The sequence below is a fragment of the Candidatus Clostridium helianthi genome, assembly GCF_045310795.1.
Taxonomy (GTDB): Bacteria; Bacillota; Clostridia; order Clostridiales; family Clostridiaceae; genus Clostridium; species Clostridium helianthi.
The window spans coordinates 1-17,710 of record NZ_JBJIAB010000062.1 but is presented as its reverse complement, the minus strand read 5'-3'; the positions used below and the strand labels follow the sequence as shown (position 1 = coordinate 17,710).

20 protein-coding genes and 1 tRNA gene are annotated in these 17,710 nt (G+C 29.7%); 4 read left to right on the top strand and 17 right to left on the bottom strand.

All coding sequences use genetic code 11. The annotated features are described in order from the left end of the window. Positions 1-2: 2 nt before the first annotated feature. A tRNA-Glu gene (locus tag ACJDTP_RS26200) sits at positions 3-74 on the bottom strand. 162 nt (positions 75-236) lie between these two features. Beyond that, the gene (locus ACJDTP_RS26195) at positions 237-803 is read right to left on the bottom strand and encodes a hypothetical protein (RefSeq protein WP_077845043.1); all 567 of its coding nucleotides are present in this window, start codon (positions 801-803) and stop codon (positions 237-239) included. 233 nt (positions 804-1,036) lie between these two features. On the opposite strand from ACJDTP_RS26195, the gene ACJDTP_RS26190 reads away from it, so the two are divergent. Then, positions 1,037-2,281, top strand: coding sequence for a BaiN/RdsA family NAD(P)/FAD-dependent oxidoreductase (locus ACJDTP_RS26190; RefSeq protein WP_406762863.1), 1,245 nt, complete (start codon positions 1,037-1,039; stop codon positions 2,279-2,281). Between the two features lie 101 nt (positions 2,282-2,382). Here the strand turns inward: ACJDTP_RS26190 and ACJDTP_RS26185 are convergent, their stop codons facing one another. The 3 genes from ACJDTP_RS26185 to ACJDTP_RS26175 form a co-directional block, all read right to left on the bottom strand. Continuing rightward, a complete protein-coding gene (locus ACJDTP_RS26185) occupies positions 2,383-3,129 on the bottom strand; it encodes an acyl-[acyl-carrier-protein] thioesterase (RefSeq protein ID WP_078117619.1) in 747 nt (248 codons plus the stop codon). Between the two features lie 301 nt (positions 3,130-3,430). Then, a complete protein-coding gene (locus ACJDTP_RS26180; protein WP_012061222.1) occupies positions 3,431-3,613 on the bottom strand; it encodes a DUF1858 domain-containing protein in 183 nt (60 codons plus the stop codon). A gap of 98 nt (positions 3,614-3,711) precedes the next feature. Continuing rightward, on the bottom strand, positions 3,712-4,998 hold the full coding sequence (locus ACJDTP_RS26175; protein ID WP_077840065.1) for an adenylosuccinate synthase: 1,287 nt from the start codon (positions 4,996-4,998) through the stop codon (positions 3,712-3,714). A gap of 250 nt (positions 4,999-5,248) precedes the next feature. On the opposite strand from ACJDTP_RS26175, the gene ACJDTP_RS26170 reads away from it, so the two are divergent. Beyond that, complete coding sequence (locus tag ACJDTP_RS26170) at positions 5,249-6,424, top strand: NAD(P)-dependent malic enzyme (RefSeq protein ID WP_077845046.1); 1,176 nt, start codon at positions 5,249-5,251, stop codon at positions 6,422-6,424. A gap of 352 nt (positions 6,425-6,776) precedes the next feature. Continuing rightward, positions 6,777-7,310, top strand: coding sequence for a hypothetical protein (locus tag ACJDTP_RS26165; RefSeq protein WP_078117621.1), 534 nt, complete (start codon positions 6,777-6,779; stop codon positions 7,308-7,310). Positions 7,311-7,372: 62 nt separating this feature from the next. Here the strand turns inward: ACJDTP_RS26165 and proC are convergent, their stop codons facing one another. After that, complete coding sequence (gene proC / locus ACJDTP_RS26160; RefSeq protein ID WP_077840068.1) at positions 7,373-8,173, bottom strand: pyrroline-5-carboxylate reductase; 801 nt, start codon at positions 8,171-8,173, stop codon at positions 7,373-7,375. A gap of 145 nt (positions 8,174-8,318) precedes the next feature. Between proC and ACJDTP_RS26155 the strand changes: the two genes are divergently transcribed. Then, on the top strand, positions 8,319-8,657 hold the full coding sequence (locus ACJDTP_RS26155; RefSeq protein ID WP_017213159.1) for a hypothetical protein: 339 nt from the start codon (positions 8,319-8,321) through the stop codon (positions 8,655-8,657). A 100-nt stretch (positions 8,658-8,757) separates the two neighbouring features. Here ACJDTP_RS26155 and ACJDTP_RS26150 read toward each other — a convergent pair whose 3' ends face one another. The 11 genes from ACJDTP_RS26150 to ACJDTP_RS26100 all read right to left on the bottom strand — a co-directional run bounded on the left by ACJDTP_RS26150 (position 8,758) and on the right by ACJDTP_RS26100 (position 17,560). Further along, complete coding sequence (locus tag ACJDTP_RS26150) at positions 8,758-10,095, bottom strand: replicative DNA helicase (RefSeq protein ID WP_077840070.1); 1,338 nt, start codon at positions 10,093-10,095, stop codon at positions 8,758-8,760. A gap of 135 nt (positions 10,096-10,230) precedes the next feature. Then, positions 10,231-12,126, bottom strand: a complete 1,896-nt coding sequence (gene lonC, locus ACJDTP_RS26145) for a Lon family ATP-dependent protease (RefSeq protein WP_078117623.1) — start codon at positions 12,124-12,126, stop codon at positions 10,231-10,233. A gap of 12 nt (positions 12,127-12,138) precedes the next feature. Then, complete coding sequence (gene rplI, locus ACJDTP_RS26140; protein WP_077845050.1) at positions 12,139-12,585, bottom strand: 50S ribosomal protein L9; 447 nt, start codon at positions 12,583-12,585, stop codon at positions 12,139-12,141. A 3-nt stretch (positions 12,586-12,588) separates the two neighbouring features. Beyond that, the gene (locus ACJDTP_RS26135; RefSeq protein ID WP_077845051.1) at positions 12,589-14,529 is read right to left on the bottom strand and encodes a DHH family phosphoesterase; all 1,941 of its coding nucleotides are present in this window, start codon (positions 14,527-14,529) and stop codon (positions 12,589-12,591) included. Positions 14,530-14,549: 20 nt separating this feature from the next. Further along, the gene (locus tag ACJDTP_RS26130; protein ID WP_077845052.1) at positions 14,550-14,870 is read right to left on the bottom strand and encodes a MazG-like family protein; all 321 of its coding nucleotides are present in this window, start codon (positions 14,868-14,870) and stop codon (positions 14,550-14,552) included. 177 nt (positions 14,871-15,047) lie between these two features. Continuing rightward, positions 15,048-15,308 (bottom strand): 30S ribosomal protein S18, encoded by a 261-nt coding sequence (gene rpsR, locus ACJDTP_RS26125; protein WP_012061233.1) that lies wholly within the window; start codon positions 15,306-15,308, stop codon positions 15,048-15,050. 24 nt (positions 15,309-15,332) lie between these two features. Then, positions 15,333-15,782 (bottom strand): single-stranded DNA-binding protein, encoded by a 450-nt coding sequence (locus ACJDTP_RS26120; RefSeq protein WP_012061234.1) that lies wholly within the window; start codon positions 15,780-15,782, stop codon positions 15,333-15,335. A 13-nt stretch (positions 15,783-15,795) separates the two neighbouring features. Then, positions 15,796-16,083 (bottom strand): 30S ribosomal protein S6, encoded by a 288-nt coding sequence (rpsF, locus tag ACJDTP_RS26115; protein WP_012061235.1) that lies wholly within the window; start codon positions 16,081-16,083, stop codon positions 15,796-15,798. A gap of 101 nt (positions 16,084-16,184) precedes the next feature. Next, positions 16,185-16,379 (bottom strand): DUF951 domain-containing protein, encoded by a 195-nt coding sequence (locus tag ACJDTP_RS26110; protein WP_012061236.1) that lies wholly within the window; start codon positions 16,377-16,379, stop codon positions 16,185-16,187. Next, positions 16,379-17,302, bottom strand: a complete 924-nt coding sequence (locus tag ACJDTP_RS26105; RefSeq protein WP_077845053.1) for a mechanosensitive ion channel family protein — start codon at positions 17,300-17,302, stop codon at positions 16,379-16,381. Before ACJDTP_RS26105 ends, ACJDTP_RS26110 begins: the two co-directional genes overlap by 1 nt. A gap of 15 nt (positions 17,303-17,317) precedes the next feature. Continuing rightward, positions 17,318-17,560: a putative Se/S carrier protein gene (locus tag ACJDTP_RS26100; protein ID WP_077845054.1), complete on the bottom strand. Its 243-nt coding sequence runs from the start codon at positions 17,558-17,560 to the stop codon at positions 17,318-17,320. Between the last annotated feature and the right edge of the window lie 150 nt (positions 17,561-17,710).

The window sequence follows — 17,710 nt, the reverse complement described above, 5'->3', positions numbered from 1 at the left end:
GGTGACTCCTAGGGGAATCGAACCCCTGTTACCACCGTGAAAGGGTGGTGTCTTAACCGCTTGACCAAGGAGCCATGCTATATTGTCTTTCGCTTAAATGTCTTAACTAGATGTCCTTGAGTTATTCAAGCTGCTGACCACATAGACTATAATACATAAAATTAGATTCGCTGTCAACACATTTTTTCATTTTTTTTATTTTTATATTATTTATTTTTAATAAATTGGCATTATATCTACATTTCATGGGTTCCTTCAATATGATCTCTAGCCTCCTTCAGACTAGATAAAAGACATTTTTTTAAATTAATTTGCTCTTCAATAATTTTTATTTCCCCACAACATATTTCTAAAAAATCTTCTTTCTCTATTTTATTAATATTTATACTATATCCATTTTTTTTAAAATTTTTTCCTGAAGCTTTAACTTCTAAAGGAAATTTATTATTTATAAATAACAGCATTTCCTTTTCCCATACTTTACTCTTGTACATTTTATATTTATCTCTTAAAAGAATTAGATCTTTTACCTCTTCTTTAATTTCTAACTTCAACGATTCATATAGTGCATTATAAAAAAGTACTGATATCCCTCTTTTTAATTTAATTTTTAAGAAACTTCTATTATTAATTAAAAATTTATCTATATCATTTTCACTTATACATTCCACATCATTAAAAGAAAAACTCTTTACCCCACTCATATTTGGATAATTGACCATTATATTATCAAAGTTCATTCTTATCACTTTAAATACCCTTCCGAAATCTCCTGAATTCATATTAATTACCTTTACTTCCATTATAAAATCACCTCATTTTTAGTATTCCTTTCTTTTAACCTTAATATTACTATGATAAAATTTATTAAAAAGTATTATAAAGTATTGAATAATATGATTTGAATCCTTTTATTTTAGTAGTAATTAATAAATTAATGGTATACTTAAAATATTCAGTTTATTTTAGCACTGGGTAAAATATGTGATTTAATTTTATATGGTCAATAAAACATACATAGGGAGTGATTGTTATAATGATTTATCACGATTTAATAATTGTCGGCGGTGGTGCCTCTGGCCTAATGGCTGCAATAATAGCCAAGGATTTTGGACTTGATGTGGCCATTATTGAGAGCAACGATAGAATTGGCAAAAAAATTCTTGTAACTGGCAATGGAAGATGTAATATTACTAATAAGAATATATCTCGCCCATTTGGGTGTTTCCATAGTGAAAATCAAGATTTCTTTAAAGCGGCGTTAGATAACTTTACTGTTAAAGATACTGAAAGCACATTTTTATCTCTAGGATTGCCATTAATTGAATTAGAAAACGGAAAGATGTATCCCAAATCTCTTCAGGCTTCTTCTGTAATAGATATATTCAGAATGGCAATAGAGGATAGACAAATACCTCTATACACAAATTGTAAAATTAATTCTATAAGTAAAAAAAATAACTTTATTTTAACAAGTAATAATGATGACTTTAAACATTTTTCTTGTAAAAAGGTTATTTTAAGCTGTGGTGGTAAATCCGCTGCCAAAACAGGTTCTGATGGATCTGGCTATAAACTATGCAAATCATTGGGTCATAGTATTATAGAGCCTATTCCTGGCATTGTTCAATTAAAATTAGATTATCCTTATCTAAAAGCTCTGTCAGGAGTAAAATTTGATGGCTCTGCTTCTATTTTAGTTGATAATAAAGTTATTCGAACAGAGTTTGGTGAAATACTTTTTACTGATTATGGAATTTCAGGTCCCCCTATAATGCAATTATCATCTTATGCTTCTAAGGCTCTTTATGAAAATCGAAATATAACTATAAGAATAGATATGTTTCCACTAGAAAGTAACGATGATATTGAAAATTTCTTTACCACACATATTTCTATGTTTGGTCACAGAGAAATATCAACGGCCCTAATTGGGGTTATAAATAAAAAATTAATTTCTACAATTTTAAAAGATGTTGGGATAAAAGATATACATTTACCGTGCAGTAGTATTGATTGGAGAACTACCAGCAAATTAATTGATAAGTTTAAGAGATGGGATTTTAAATGCATTGATACTAATGGCTTTAACAATTCACAAGTTACGGTTGGCGGTGTAAATACATCTGAAGTAAATAATATTTCTTTAGAATCTAAGTTAGTTAAAAATCTTTATTTCTGTGGAGAAATTTTAGATGTTCATGGCGACTGTGGAGGTTTTAATCTTCAATGGGCATGGAGTTCTGGATATTTAGCTGCTAAGTCTGCTGCCAATAGCTAAAAATTATTAACTTATCTATAAAAATAATACTAAAATTAGCTGTCGTAATTATTAATGCTACCTAGATTCTTACAACAGCTAATCTCCTATATTTACCTTTATTATTTTTTCCAATCTGCTTCTAATAGCGTTAGTTCAGTTCCTTCACTATTTTTTATAGTATGATATGATTTTAAATTATTTTCATCAATTACATTTATAGCAGCAGTTGATGAAATCTTATCCCCATATGTTGTTTCTTTCTCAAATACTACTTTAATTCTTTTAAGAGTATAATTATTAATAATATCGAGAGGAACAGCTTCCATTGCCCACTCAACATATTTGACATTATTAACATGGTTATTAGAATCAATATCACTATATCTTATACTAAATTGCTTATAATATTGTTCATCATTTGTTCTTTCTATTTTATCCATGCTTATATCATAATCAACATCACCATCTACTCCATATATATGATATTGTTCATCTTGTATTCGCATTGGCCTTCTTTTATCTATATTAATTAGGAAAAATAATGCTAGTGCTTCCCCTATAACATTATTATTCTCATCATTAATTGTATATTTTCTTAATCCATAGAATTTCTTAAAGCCTATAGCTTCTGTTGTGACACTTATTATCTCACCAAACATTGGATATCTATACATTTTTATATCGTATTTATAAAAAACCCAAGCGCAGTTATTTTTCGTACAGTAATCAATTCCTCCACCTAAGGCTTCTGATTGCTGAGTACCTACATCACATACAAAATCTATTATAGATGACAATTTACATCTTAAGTTAGAATTTACTTCATAGTAATGTATTTCATATTTTTTTGTAAACTTCTTACTCATAATTAACAATTGTAAAATGCAAAAATAAATCTCAAGCTAACTTTAAAACACTTTTATTTAACGAATAAATTATAGCTAAATAGTATCTATTTTGATTTACAACTCCTCCCCTCCTTTACTATATGTTATATTTATTATTATAAAAAATTATCAATAATATTGTTAATGAATTATTTAATCTTATAATCTATTATAATCACAAAAATTGAATTACACATAAAAAAACATAAACGATATAAATATATTTCTTAATAAGTAAAAAAGGATTCCCTAAAAAGAAAATCCTTTTAAAATAATTATCTTATCTATTTAATGCTTCTAATAAATCGTCTAGATTTAATCCATGTACTGTTGCAGCTTCTGCTATAGTTTCAGCTTGAGCTGATGGACATCCAACACATCCCATTCCAAAACTCATTAAAACTTGAGCTTTAGATTGATCTGCACTAACTACTTCACCAATTGTCATATCTTTAGTTATCATACTTTCACCTTCTTTAATACAACTTTATGTAATTATTGTCTACAATAAAATTATATTTTATACAAAACATAAAGTCAATACCAGAGCATAATACTAAACTATAGATTATCTATTCTCATAGTTTGATCTCTCTTTGGCCCAACTCCAACAATAGAAATTCTAGTCCCTGTAAATTCTGATATTCTTGCTAAATACTTCTTAACATTCTCAGGTAATTCATCATAACTTCTAACATCAGCTACACTATCATCCCAGCCATCAAATTCTTCATAAATTGGTTCACACTCAGCTAAGTCTTCTAAACTTGCTGGGAAGTAATCTATAACTGTATTATTAAATTTATATCCAACACATACTTTGATTTTTTCTAGACCAGCTAAAGTATCAATCTTAGTAACAGCTAATGATGTCAATCCACTCACTCTAACTGCAGTTTTAATTATAACTAAATCAAGCCATCCACATCTTCTTGATCTTCCTGTATTTACGCCATATTCGTGTCCCTTTTCTCTAATCCAGTCTCCAGTTTCACCAAGTAATTCTGTTGGGAATGGTCCTTTACCGACTCTTGTAGTATATGCTTTTGTTATACCTACCGCATTAGTAATCATATTAGGCCCTATACCAGAACCACTTGAAACGCCTCCTGCTGTTGTATTAGATGATGTTACATATGGATATGTACCATAATCAATATCTAATAGCATTCCTTGAGCGCCTTCAAATAAAACCGTCTTATCGGCTTTAATTGCATCATATACCTTAACTGATGTATCTTGAACAAATGGTCTTAATTTCTTAGCAAAACCTAAGTATTCAGCTAGTATCTCATCAAAATTTAATGCTTCTCCACCTAATACTTTAGTGATATAAGCATTTTTCATTTCAACATTTTCTCTTAATTTTTCTATAAAAACATCTTCATGCAGTAAATCACAAACTCTGATTCCACATCTTTCAAATTTATCTGTATAACAAGGCCCGATTCCTCTACCTGTAGTACCTATATCATTTTTTCCTCTAGCTTTTTCTTTTAATTTATCTAGTACCTTATGGTATGGCATTATAAGCTGTGCTCTATCGCTTACTATTAACTTTTCAGGCGATATTTTAACTCCAACACCTTCTAAGTATTCTATTTCTTCAAATAAAGCCTTTGGATCTACAACTACTCCATTACCTATAACATTTAATTTATCTTCGTATAAAATTCCAGATGGTATTAATCGCAATTTGTATTCTTTATCACCAACCACTACTGTGTGACCAGCATTATTTCCACCTTGAAATCTAACAACTACATTAGCTTCCTCTGCTAAGTAATCTGTCATCTTTCCTTTTCCTTCATCTCCCCATTGAGCTCCTAAAACAATAAATGCTGACATTTATATTGCCTCCCTTAATATATAAAGTTTAAATAAATAACTTTAATTTTTATTATCAATTTGGAGTTTCATTAAATTTATTTTAACCTCTCCTTTTAAATAGTAGCAAAGTACTTTTCTATGGTCAACCACATATCGAATATTTTTTTGCTTTTTTTATAAATAATTCGTATAATTGTTTTATATTGTTATGATAAAGATCATGTTTTTGTAAATTTGAATATATTTAGCATATTAAGGAGTGTTTTTAATGAATATTTATGAAGAAGCCTTGAAATTTCATGAAGAAAAAAAAGGTAAATATGAAATCAAACCTACCTGTGAAGTTAAGACTGCTAAGGATCTAAGTCTTGCATATACACCTGGTGTTGCAGAACCTTGTCGTGAAATACATAAGGACCCAGCCAAAGCTTATATATATACTCGTAAATGGAATACAGTTGCTGTTATTTCTGATGGAACCGCGGTTTTAGGACTTGGAGACATTGGTCCACTTGCTTCTTTACCTGTCATGGAGGGTAAGAGTATTTTATTTAAGGAATTTGGTAATGTAGATGCATTCCCTATAGTTTTAGATACTAAAGATATAGATGAAATTGTTAATACAGTTGTAAATATCGCCCCAACTCTTGGAGGAATAAATCTAGAAGATATTTCAGCTCCTAGATGCTTCGAAGTTGAAAAAAGACTGAAAGAGAAATTAAGTATTCCAGTATTTCATGATGATCAACATGGAACAGCTATAGTTGTTTTATCAGGTCTGTTAAATGCTTTAAAAATAGTAAATAAAAAACTAGAAAGCCTAAAAGTAATCATAAATGGTGCTGGATCTGCAGGAACTGCCATATGTAAGTTACTACTTTCTTCTGGGGTTAAAAATATAGTAATGTGTGATATAGATGGCGTAATAAGTAGGGATAAGGATTTAAGTCATAATATTTACATGCAAGAACTGGCTAATATAACTAATCCAAATAATGAAACTGGTACACTTAAAGATGTTATAAAAGGTGCAGATGTATTTATTGGTGTTTCTGCCCCAAATATAGTTTCTAAAGATATGGTTAGAACTATGAACAAAGATGGAATAATATTTGCAATGGCTAATCCAACCCCTGAAATTTTTCCTGAAGATGCAAAAGAAGCTGGAATTGCAGTAATGGGAACTGGCCGTTCAGATTATCCTAACCAAATAAACAATGTATTAGCCTTTCCAGGAATATTTAGAGGTGCTTTAGATGTAAGAGCTACAGAAATTAATGAAGACATGAAAGTAGCTGCTGCTTATGCTATAGCAAATGCTATACCAGCTGGTGAGCTGTCTCCTGATAATATAATTCCAAAAGCATTTGATTTAAAAGTCCAAGCTTTAGTTGCTGAAGCTGTTAAAGAGGCGGCAATTAGAAGCGGCGTTGCTAGTATTTAGTATTCATGAATTCCAATTTTTGATTTCCTATTTCAAATAAAACCTACAATTGAATGATAAACTCAATTGTAGGTTTTATTATTTGTATTATTTTTCTATTAAGATTCTACCAAATAATATAATATTAAAAATAAATATTTTATCCACAACTTCACTTAAGCAATAATTATTCACAGAATAAATTTTATATAATTATCCACATTATAGTATTATAAATCTTATCCACAAGAAGCATCTTCAAGAATTATGTTGATAAATATATTATTCTCTTAAAACCAACTTAACTATAACCAATAATATAGGCAACCATAAACTATTTAATTAATTATTAATTACATTGGGAGTGAATCACATGAATAAATTACTAATACCTATAAGTGATGATAACTTTAAAGCTAAAGTTAATATAAGATTTAATAATATACTTGATGGCTTATATTCTTTCAAAAATTTTACTCTTGCAGCTAGTGATATTTATGATGGTGAGAATAAACTAATCAAATTAATAGAATATATTTTTGAGATCAATGATTCTAATGCTTATATAGATTTTTATATAAACAAAATTTCACCTGAAGACAAAAATAAGTTTTTTGATCTTCTTTCAGATGAAGATAGAGATATATTCACATCCCATTTAAATTTTGATGAACATACTGGTGTATTTTTTAGACTTGTTGATAAAGAACTTATACCATTCCTAGTTCGTTTAAATACAAGAGAAGTTTTCTTCGTCACTTTTTATTTTACTAATAAACCTATAACAATTTGGGGAAATTATAATTTAAAATTTCCTTGCTTTTTTAATACTCAAGAAGATTTTGAATTTTACTATAATATATCTAAATCATTTGGCCTCTTAATTAGTTCTGATTCGGAATATTAAATTTATAAAAAACGGTATGTTAAATAATTATAATTATTTAACATACCTCCACTTTTCAATTACTACATATTTTTAGATTTCTCTGCACACTTATCCATAGCCTGTATAACACTATTTCTAAAACCTAATTTTTCTAATTCAACTACTGCATCTATAGTAGTCCCAGCAGGTGAACAAACCATATCCTTTAGCTCTCCTGGATGTTTTCCTGTTTCTAAGACCATCTTTGATGATCCTAAGACACTCTGCGCTGCCATTTTATAAGCTTTAGCCCTAGGTATTCCTAATCTTACCGCTGAATCTGCCATAGCTTCAATAAACATGAAAACATATGCAGGTGATGATCCACATAATGCAATAAATGCGTGAAAATCTTTTTCTTCTAGTTGAACACATTCTCCGAAACTTTCAAATATCTTAAAGCAATAATCCAACTCATCTTTAGTGACATTCTTATTAGGGCATACTGCTGACATTGCTTGCCCTACAAGTGCTGGCGTATTTGGCATTGTCCTAATTATTTTAGCACTAGTATTAATCCATTCCTCCATATTGCTAATTGTAATTCCTGCAGCTATAGTAATAATCAATTTATCTGTTGTTAATTCCGATCTAATTTCACTTATCATTTCCTTAAACATAAAAGGTTTAATAGCTAAAATAATAACATCAGATTCTCTTGCAACAATTGCACTATCTAAAGTTGTTTTCACTTGGAAACTTTCTTCCAATCGCTTTGAAGAAGATTCAGTTTTAGTTGATACTATTATATCATCAGCCTTTATAAATCCAGATTTAATAAGACCTCCAACCATAGAACTTCCCATATTACCACAACCGATGAAACCAATTTTTTTATTCATATCATAGCCCCCATTAAAAAATTTTTGTTATTTATTCAAATTTTATCATTTTATATGAATATCTTAATTATAAACCACCACTATCATAGGATAGCTTGTATTAAAACTTCACAAACTATAATTAAATATGAAGGGAGGAATATATATGAAAGATAATTTTTTAGTATATAATAATTGTTTAATAAGCCCAAAAGAATTCATTAATTCCGTGCTATCTCTTGAGCTCGAAGAACAACTTCCTACATGTGAACTTGAAGAATCTTCAGATTTTTATTATATAAATGTAGATTCATTCTATGATAGTAAACATATATTAGAAATATCTTATAAAAATCATTTTTTAATATTAAAAATTATGTTTAATAATAATTCAAAAGAATTTTTATTTCAGCGAATTTTTTATTTATCAAAAGTTGATGTAAGTAATATTTTACTCCATGATAATAAAAGCAGTTTAAAATTAATAATTCCAAAAGCTGTTTAATAATAATCATATTATTAACATCATTTAAAGATATAAGAAATTTTATATTTATATAAATTTCTTATATCTTTTTTATTTAGTATTACTAATTATTTAAATTTTATTCCTTATGAATTAAATCTAAATTACCGAATTTACTATACTGACCAAGCCAAGCGAGTTTAACAGTTCCAACCGGTCCATTTCTCTGCTTAGCCATTATACATTCACCGATATTTTTATCTTCAGTTTCCTTATTGTAATATTCATCTCTATATAAGAACATAACAATATCAGCATCTTGCTCTATAGATCCTGATTCTCTTAAGTCAGATAACATCGGCCTATGATCTGCTCTTTGCTCCGGCGCACGTGACAGCTGAGACAAAGCTATTACTGGGCATTCCATTTCTTTAGCTAATGCTTTAATCGATCTCGAAATCTCAGATACTTCTTGTTGTCTATTATCACTACCTGATCCTCCAGACATAAGCTGCAAATAGTCTATTACAATTAGATCTATTCCATACTCCATTTTGAGTCTTCTACATTTTGATCTCATTTCCATAACTGTTACGCCAGCAGTATCATCTATATAAATTTTCGCCTTTGAAAGCGGACCTGCAGCCATAGCTATATTTTCCCAATCCTTATCTTCTAAAGTTCCAGTTCTAAGGCTTAACATATCTACGTTTGCTTCTGAACAAAGAAGTTTATATGCCAATTGCTCTTTAGACATTTCCAGAGAAAAGACTACAACACTTTTATTTTCTCTAAGAGCCGCATGTTCCACAATATTTAGTGCAAATGTTGTTTTACCCATTGAAGGTCTAGCTGCTATTAATATCATATCTCCACTTTGAAATCCGGATGTTTTTGCATCTAGATCAGTAAAGCCAGATCCTACACCAGTAATTGTTCCCTTATTGTTGAACAATTTCTCTATTTGTGCAAATCCTCTTTCTAATACATCACTTAAAGGTTCGAAATCCTTTGATGTTCTTTTTTCAGCTATATTAAATATTTTCTTTTCGGCACTATCCACGACATCTTCCACATTACTTTGATTATTATAACTTTCTTCTATTATTGCAGTTGATGACTTAATAAGTTTTCTCAACGTAGATTTATCAGAAACAATTTTTATATATGCGCTTAAGTTTGCAGTAGTTGGTACAGAAGAGCTTATTTCTGTTATATAGGTTACCCCTCCAGCTCTCTCAAGCATATCAGAACTCTTCAAATATTCTAATAGTGTTAATAAATCTACTGCTATATCATTTCTAAACATTTCTTGTATAGCCTTATATATTACCTTATGACCATCTCTATAAAAATCCTCTTCTTCTAAACTCTCTAGAACTTTGGCAATAGCATTTTTATCTATGATCATAGATCCTATAACTGATTGTTCCGCTTCTATGCTTTGAGGCAAACTCCTCATAACTGATGCATCCAAGTTTTATTCCTCCTATCTAATTATCAATTGACAATTAATTTTCCCTTTATCTTTTGTATATCATCATTCTAATTTTATCATTTCTTAGTTGCAAAAAAAAGTCTCCTTCATATTAAGGAGACCTATTTCATTAAATTAAATAAAGGCAATATCCATAATCTCTTTTATAGATCCTACAGCTCTAATATCTATGTCATCAGTATTTAGAGGAATTTCGTTTTTATTATCACTTGGAATTAAAACAGTTTTTATTCCCATTCTTCTAGCCCCATATATTTTTTCAAATATTCCTCCAACTGGTTTGACATTTCCTTTGAGTGATATCTCTCCTGTAATAGCCATATCTTGTCTTATGGGTTTGTTTAACAACGAACTTATTATGCAAATGGTGATAGCTGCACCTGCTGAAGGTCCATCTATTTTTCCTCCACCAACTATATTAACATGAATATCATAATCTTTAATGTCTTTATCGGTTAAGCTTCGAATTACTGAAGCAGCATTAAATACGGAATCCTTAGCCATACTTCCAGCTGTATCATTAAATCTTACTATACCTGAACCCTTTTTCTTTGCAGCAAAAACGGTAGCTTCAATTTCAATTGTAGATCCTAAAAAACCACTAACACCTAATCCATATACATGGCCAACTTCGCTTTTGTCTACATTGCTTAATCTTTCATATGGTGTATATCTTCCAACTGATATTACCTCATCTAAATCTGATAATTTTATTTCTAAGTTATCAACAAATCTTTTAGATCGGTGTAACGCATATCCATATGTGTCTGTCAGAATATTTACAGCTTTTCTACCCTCAAATGTATAATTACTTATCTTTTTAGCAACCCCATCTTCTAATTTTACCTTTAATTTCTTAGCTGCATCTTCTACTATAAATACAACATCCTTTGAAGAAAGAGGTTCAAAATACACTTCTGTACATCTAGACCTTAAGGCTGGGTTAATTTCACTTGGACTTTTAGTTGTAGCGCCAATTAAAACAAAGTCTGCTGGCGCTCCATTATCAAAAAGATATTTTATATATTTAGGAATTGTTTCATCATCTGGATCATAGTATGATGATGAAAATTCTACTCTTTTATCTTCTAAAACCTTCAACAGCTTATTTTGAAGCATAGAGTCCAATTCTCCAATCTCATCTATAAATAGTATACCTCCATGCGCCTGTGTAACTAAACCTGGTTTAGGTTCTGGTATCCCAACCTCAGCCAGATCCCTTTTACTTCCTTGATATATTGGATCGTGTACCGATCCTAGCAATGGGTTTGTTATTTCTCTAGGATCCCATCTTAATGTAGTACCATCAACTTCAACGAATTTAGATTTGTCATCAAAAGGAGTAAATGAAAGTTTTTTAACCTCATCTAAAGCTAATCTCGCTGCTGTAGTTTTTCCAACTCCCGGAGGTCCATATAATATTATATGTTGTGGATATGGTGATGAAAGCTTTGATATTAATGATCTTATAGCTCTTTCTTGCCCAACTACTTGCTTAAAATCCGTTGGTCTTAAAAAGCTCATAATATTTTTACTAGTAATTCTACTATCTAATTCTATTAAATTATTTAACTTGCTGATAGTCTTTTTATTTTCAGAACCCTTTTGCTTGTTTATAACTGAAAGTCTAACTTCATCTATATACTTTTCCTGCTTTTCCATAATAGATTGTTCAACTTGAGATTCAATTTTATTTTGAACATATCTTTTTGCTAGTTCATTTGAAATTAACCTAACTGTTCTATTTATGGCTTTTTGCAATTCTTCTTCCTTAGGTGTAACTTTTAAATCTTTTCCCTCTGCTAATATAGTATTTAGTGCGAAAACTTTATCGCAAAGATTTGATGATTGAATGAATTTATCTAGTTTAAACCTAACTGTTCTAGCCCTAAAAGCTCCTTTGTCGAGTACATTCTTAGTTATAGAAAATAAAGCCTCGATTTGTGATTCTAATGATAAGGTTCCTGAAATAATATCCTGCAATAAGCTTGCGTCATCATATGAATTCAAAATTAATCCTCCTTATTCTTGTGGAACAATAATCACCTTCATTTTAGTGCTAACTTCTGGATATAGTTTAATATCAATTTCATATCCACCTGCTAATTTTATTGTATCCATAACAATTTTCTTTTTATCTATTTCAATCTTATACTGTTCTCTAATTAATTCTGCAACATCTTTACTAGTAATTGCACCAAATAACTTTCCATTTTCTCCTGTCTTAGCTTTAATTTTTATTTCTTTTCCTTTTAATTCTTCAGCTAATTTTTGTGCTGCTTCAAGTTCTGCTAACTTTTGTTTTCGCTCATTTTCTTTTTTATTATTCAAAATGTGCATATTTGCAGCACTAGCTTCTTGTGCTAATTTCCTTGGAAATAAAAAGTTTCTTGCATACCCATCTGAAGCCTCAATAATATCACCTTTTTTACCTATCTTTTTAACATCTTGTAATAAAATAACTTTCATAACTTATTCACCTATCCTTAAGTATTTTTTCATTACTTCTTTTAATTCAACAATTACTTCCTCAATTGTCTTATTTGATATTTTTACACCAGCAATATTCATATGCCCTCCTCCGCCAAGTGCTTCTAGCACTACTTGAACATTAATATCGCCCACTGACCTTCCACTTATATATATATCATTATTTACTTCGCCTAAAACAAAGCTTACAGATATTCCAGATATATTTAGCAATTCATCTGCTGCCTTTGCTATAATTACTGTATCAATATTTTTAGGCGTTATAGCAATAGCTGTATTATCTTTTACTTCAGCAGATTTTATAGTCTCAGCAATAAGTAAATAATCTTCTAGGTCATCAGTAAACATCTTTTTAATTTCTATAGGATCTGCTCCCAAGGATTTTAAAAATGATGCAGCATCAAAAGTTCTGACACCAGTTTTAAAAGAAAATCCTTTTGTATCCATAAAAATACCTGCAAGCAAACCTTCTGCTTCTGTTCTTGTTAATTTAGGCTTATCAACCATATACTGAATAATTTCTGTGACCATCTCTGATGTAGATGAGGCATATACTTCTATATAATTAAGTATATCATGCTCTATCATATCAGGACTTCTTCTATGGTGATCTATTATTACTTTTCTTTGAGATTTATCTACTAGCGATAAATCAGCAACATAACTCTTATTATGGACATCCACAATGATCACTAGTGTTTGGGCATCTAAATCACTTTTTGCATCTTCTACTGATATAAATAAATCATCATATTTAGATTCCTTGCTTAATTTATTTAAGAAATATCCGATTGCAGTAATATCATTATTTAATATAATTTTACAGCCCATCCCCAATTGCTTAACCACGCTAGCCAATCCGACTGCAGATCCAAAGCAATCCATATCAGGATTCTTGTGCCCCATTATATAAACCTTGCTACTCTCTCGAATTAGTTCACTCAAAGCTCTAGCTATAACTCTCGCTTTTACTTTAGTCCTTTTTTCTATTTCCTTTGAATTTCCACCAAAAAACTTTATATCATCATTAGTTTTAACAACAACTTGATCTCCACCTCTGCCCAACGCTAACTCTTTAGCTATATTAGCATTGTTATGATTTTCAAGCGGAGACATTCCACCTTTGCCAACACCAATAGATAAAGTAATTTCAATTGAATTTCCCTTATCTATTTTTGATATTACTTCCATTATATTAAACTTATGTTTTATTTCATCTTCAATGTACTTATCTTGAATTGATAATACATATTTATTGGTATCATATCTTTTAATCATTGCTTTTAAGTTATTGGCATATGTGTTTATTGTTCTTTCTATTTCAGCTACTAAAAGCGGTCTATTATTATCATCGGTTTTATCTATTACTTCTGTAAAATTATCTACTTCTATTAACATTACACTCTCTTGAGTGGTTTCGTAATCTATGAGCTTTGTAATGTCATTAAAAGATAATAAGTATAGATTTTTTTTATTTTTAGTTTCAATCAAAGTAGCGTATACATCATATAATTTATTTTGTATGCTTAATCTTTGATGCAAATTATTTTCATTCTTTAAAAAATCATCTAGATTTATCCCTCTAGCTATACTTAAAATATTCTTTTCAGTATTTTCTTCATCTGATTTTAAAGTGTTAAATAAATTATTATACCAAACTATTTCTCCATCTTCTTTTATCAATACTAATGGATATATTGACTTTAATGCATTCTCTGATATACCTTTATTTATACTTTTTATAAATTGGTTAAAATCATTTTCCTTTTCCAAATAATAATTTAATTGGTGGAAATTATCTATAAAATAGATTACTAGGATAATTATACCTATACCTGTATAATTATATGCAAATAATAGTATTAAAATTGTAATTAGTAATCCAGGCTTAAGCAAACGTTTAAGCATAGTTATCCAATTCATAAAAAGCCTCCTAAGAATATTTAATCTCTTCTGTTACTAATATAACGCTTCAACTTACTTAAGCTTTTGCCTTCTTTTTCAACTTGATCCTCTGCTCTTACCCCTAAATCTAATTTTGATTTTATATTATGGTCTATATCTACCAATGAATATCCTAACTTATCACCTAGAATATATAGTATAATTATAGCTCCTGAAATACAATCTAAAATAGAATCACGGGCTACATTGTTACCTTTTGTCAATAGTCTGAAAAACTCTCCTATTATACAAAGAAGTTGTGCTTTTAAATCTTCTATAATTTTAATGTTAGTCATTATATTAAAATTATCTTTTCTCATAGTCTATCACCTCTCTCAAAACCCTTGTATTATTATTTTAATTTTTTTTTGTGAGTATTGCAAGAATTTATAGACAATTTGCTATATTTTTCCACAAAGTTGAGAGATTGATTTAATAATAATATTTTTTTATATTAAAAACCCCCTGATTTCTCAGGGGGGATATTACTACTACCATTATTCTGTTGTAAATGGTAATAATGCTATGTTTCTTGCTCTCTTAATTGAAGATGTTAATTCTCTTTGGTGCTTAGCACAAGTTCCAGAAATTCTTCTTGGAAGAATCTTTCCTCTTTCTGTAACATATTTTCTAAGCTTATTTATATCTTTATAGTCGATAAATTCAGCTTTATCTACACAAAAAGCACAAACTTTTTTTCTAGATCTTCTCATTTTACCGCCAGGTCTTCTACCGTTGTTACCTTCTTCTCTGCTCATCATATTCCCTCCTTACTTAAAATTTTAGAAAGGCATATCTCCGTCATCTACCGGAGTTATATCCTCTTCAAATCCACCACTGAATGCATCATTCGCTGGTGCTGAATATTCATTGCTATTACCAAAACTATTTCCTGATGAATTACTTCCTTTACTTCCTAGGAATTCAACTCCACCAAATTGATCTGCTACAACTTCGGTAACATATCTCTTAGTTCCGTCTTTCGCATCATAACTTCTGGTTTGGATTCTACCACTAATAGCCACTTGGCTACCTTTACTCATGTAATTAGCAGTACTTTCAGCTTGTTTGCCCCATACTACCACAGGAACAAAATCTGCTTCTCTTTGGCCAGTTTTTGTATTATATTTATCAACTGCTAATGTTAAGGTTGTTACTGCTGCTCCACTTCCTGGAGTAAATCTTAGTTCTGGATCTTTTGTTAATCTTCCGATTAGAACTACTTTATTCATTTACAACGCCACCTTATACTTGTTCATTAACAATGATATGTCTTATAACACCATCAGTGATTCTGAATATTCTATCTAACTCTCTTGGTAATTCAGGGTTAGCAGTAAAGTTAACTAAAGTATAAAAACCTTCACTAACTTTTGAGATTTCATAAGCAAGCTTTCTCTTACCCCAGAAATCAACATTTTCTACTGTTCCTCCACCATTTTCTATAACACCCTTAAACTTTTCGATGTTAGCTTTTACAGTTTCTTCATCGAATGATGGGTTTAATATAAATATAGTTTCGTACTTTCTCATTAATTTCACCTCCTCCCCTCGGCCTAACGGCTATGCTTTGCATAGCAGGGATTACAATTAATGATTATACCATTAAAAAAAGAATGAATCAAGTTATTTTGCTAACTTTCTGCAGCAATTACTATTTTTTTTGCTTCCTTTTTAAATTTCACTCTGGGAATCATTACGATTCTACCACAGCCAGTACATTTTATTTTTATATCTGCACCTACCCTTATTATTTCAAATTGATTTGAACCGCATGGATGTTGCTTCTTCATTTCAACCACATCTCCGAGATTAAAGTTTTCTACCATTACTCCCCATCCTTATCTATATTTTCATTGTCTAATTGTTTCTCATCTAAAGATACATTTATTCTATTTTTATCTAAAGCTAACTTTATTGCCATTCTAAGCTCTCTTTCCATTTTCCATTGCATTAATGGTTTTGCATTACCTACTACTCTTATTGTAACTTTTGATACTTCAAGAGCTATGACCCCAGTTATTTCTATGGATTCACCTATATACTCTTCATTTTTGCTCTTAAAATCGTCACAAGCAGCTCTTATAACGTTAATCACTTTTTGAATATCTTCCAGTGGAGATATATCTATATCTACCATAAACCTAATATCATTCCTCGAATGATTTGTAACTCCGCCTATTGACCCATTTGGAATTGAATGTATATCCCCTGTAAAATCTTTAATAACGGTGGCTCTAATTCCTATACTTTTGACAATTCCGTTAAAACTTCCTATTGTTACATGATCTCCTACTCCAAATTGATTTTCAAATAAAATAAAAAATCCATTAATTAAATCTTTTATTAGACTTTGCGCACCAAGACCAACTGCAATTCCACCTATACTCGCAAACGTAAATGACATACCACCAAATACAATTGATATTATTATTGTTATCCCCATAAAATATACTGAATATTTTAAAACACTTTTCAATACTTCCCCCAAAGTTTTTGCCCTTTGAGAATCCAAAGAAATCACTGCATTGCTTTCAATCTGCTTATCAACAAACTTTTTTATTAAATGCTTACCTATTTTTATAGAAAAATACATTATAATAATTACAACTGCTATTTTAAGTGCTTTATTTATTATTAGCTCGATTGATTTAACACTTATGATATCTACTAGCGTACTATTAATATTAGATTTCAATTCTTTTAAAAATTGGAAATCTTCCTCTAACTCTATTAAGTAATTACCATACAAACATAATCCCCCTTCCTATTTATCAATTAGTATATATCCTTCATCATTTCTATAGTATATATTTTTATATTCCATCAAATCATTATTTATTATGTTATCTATATCTGCCTTTTTATCTATTCTCACGCATATCCCACAACTCATAGTTATAGATGTAGGAGTTGGCATTATTCTAAACTCTAGATCTAATTCTTTTAATTTTTTTTCTGCTGACATTGCATCATATGTATTTTTGAATACTATTATATAATAATCCATATTTACACCACCTATATAATCTTTATTATAACTTATATTAATATTATATATATTTTTTTAAATTTATAAAGGTTAACACCACTTTACAAGTAATTAAAAAGAAATCCCATAAAATACAATGAACCAAACTCCGATTTCTGTACAAACTAA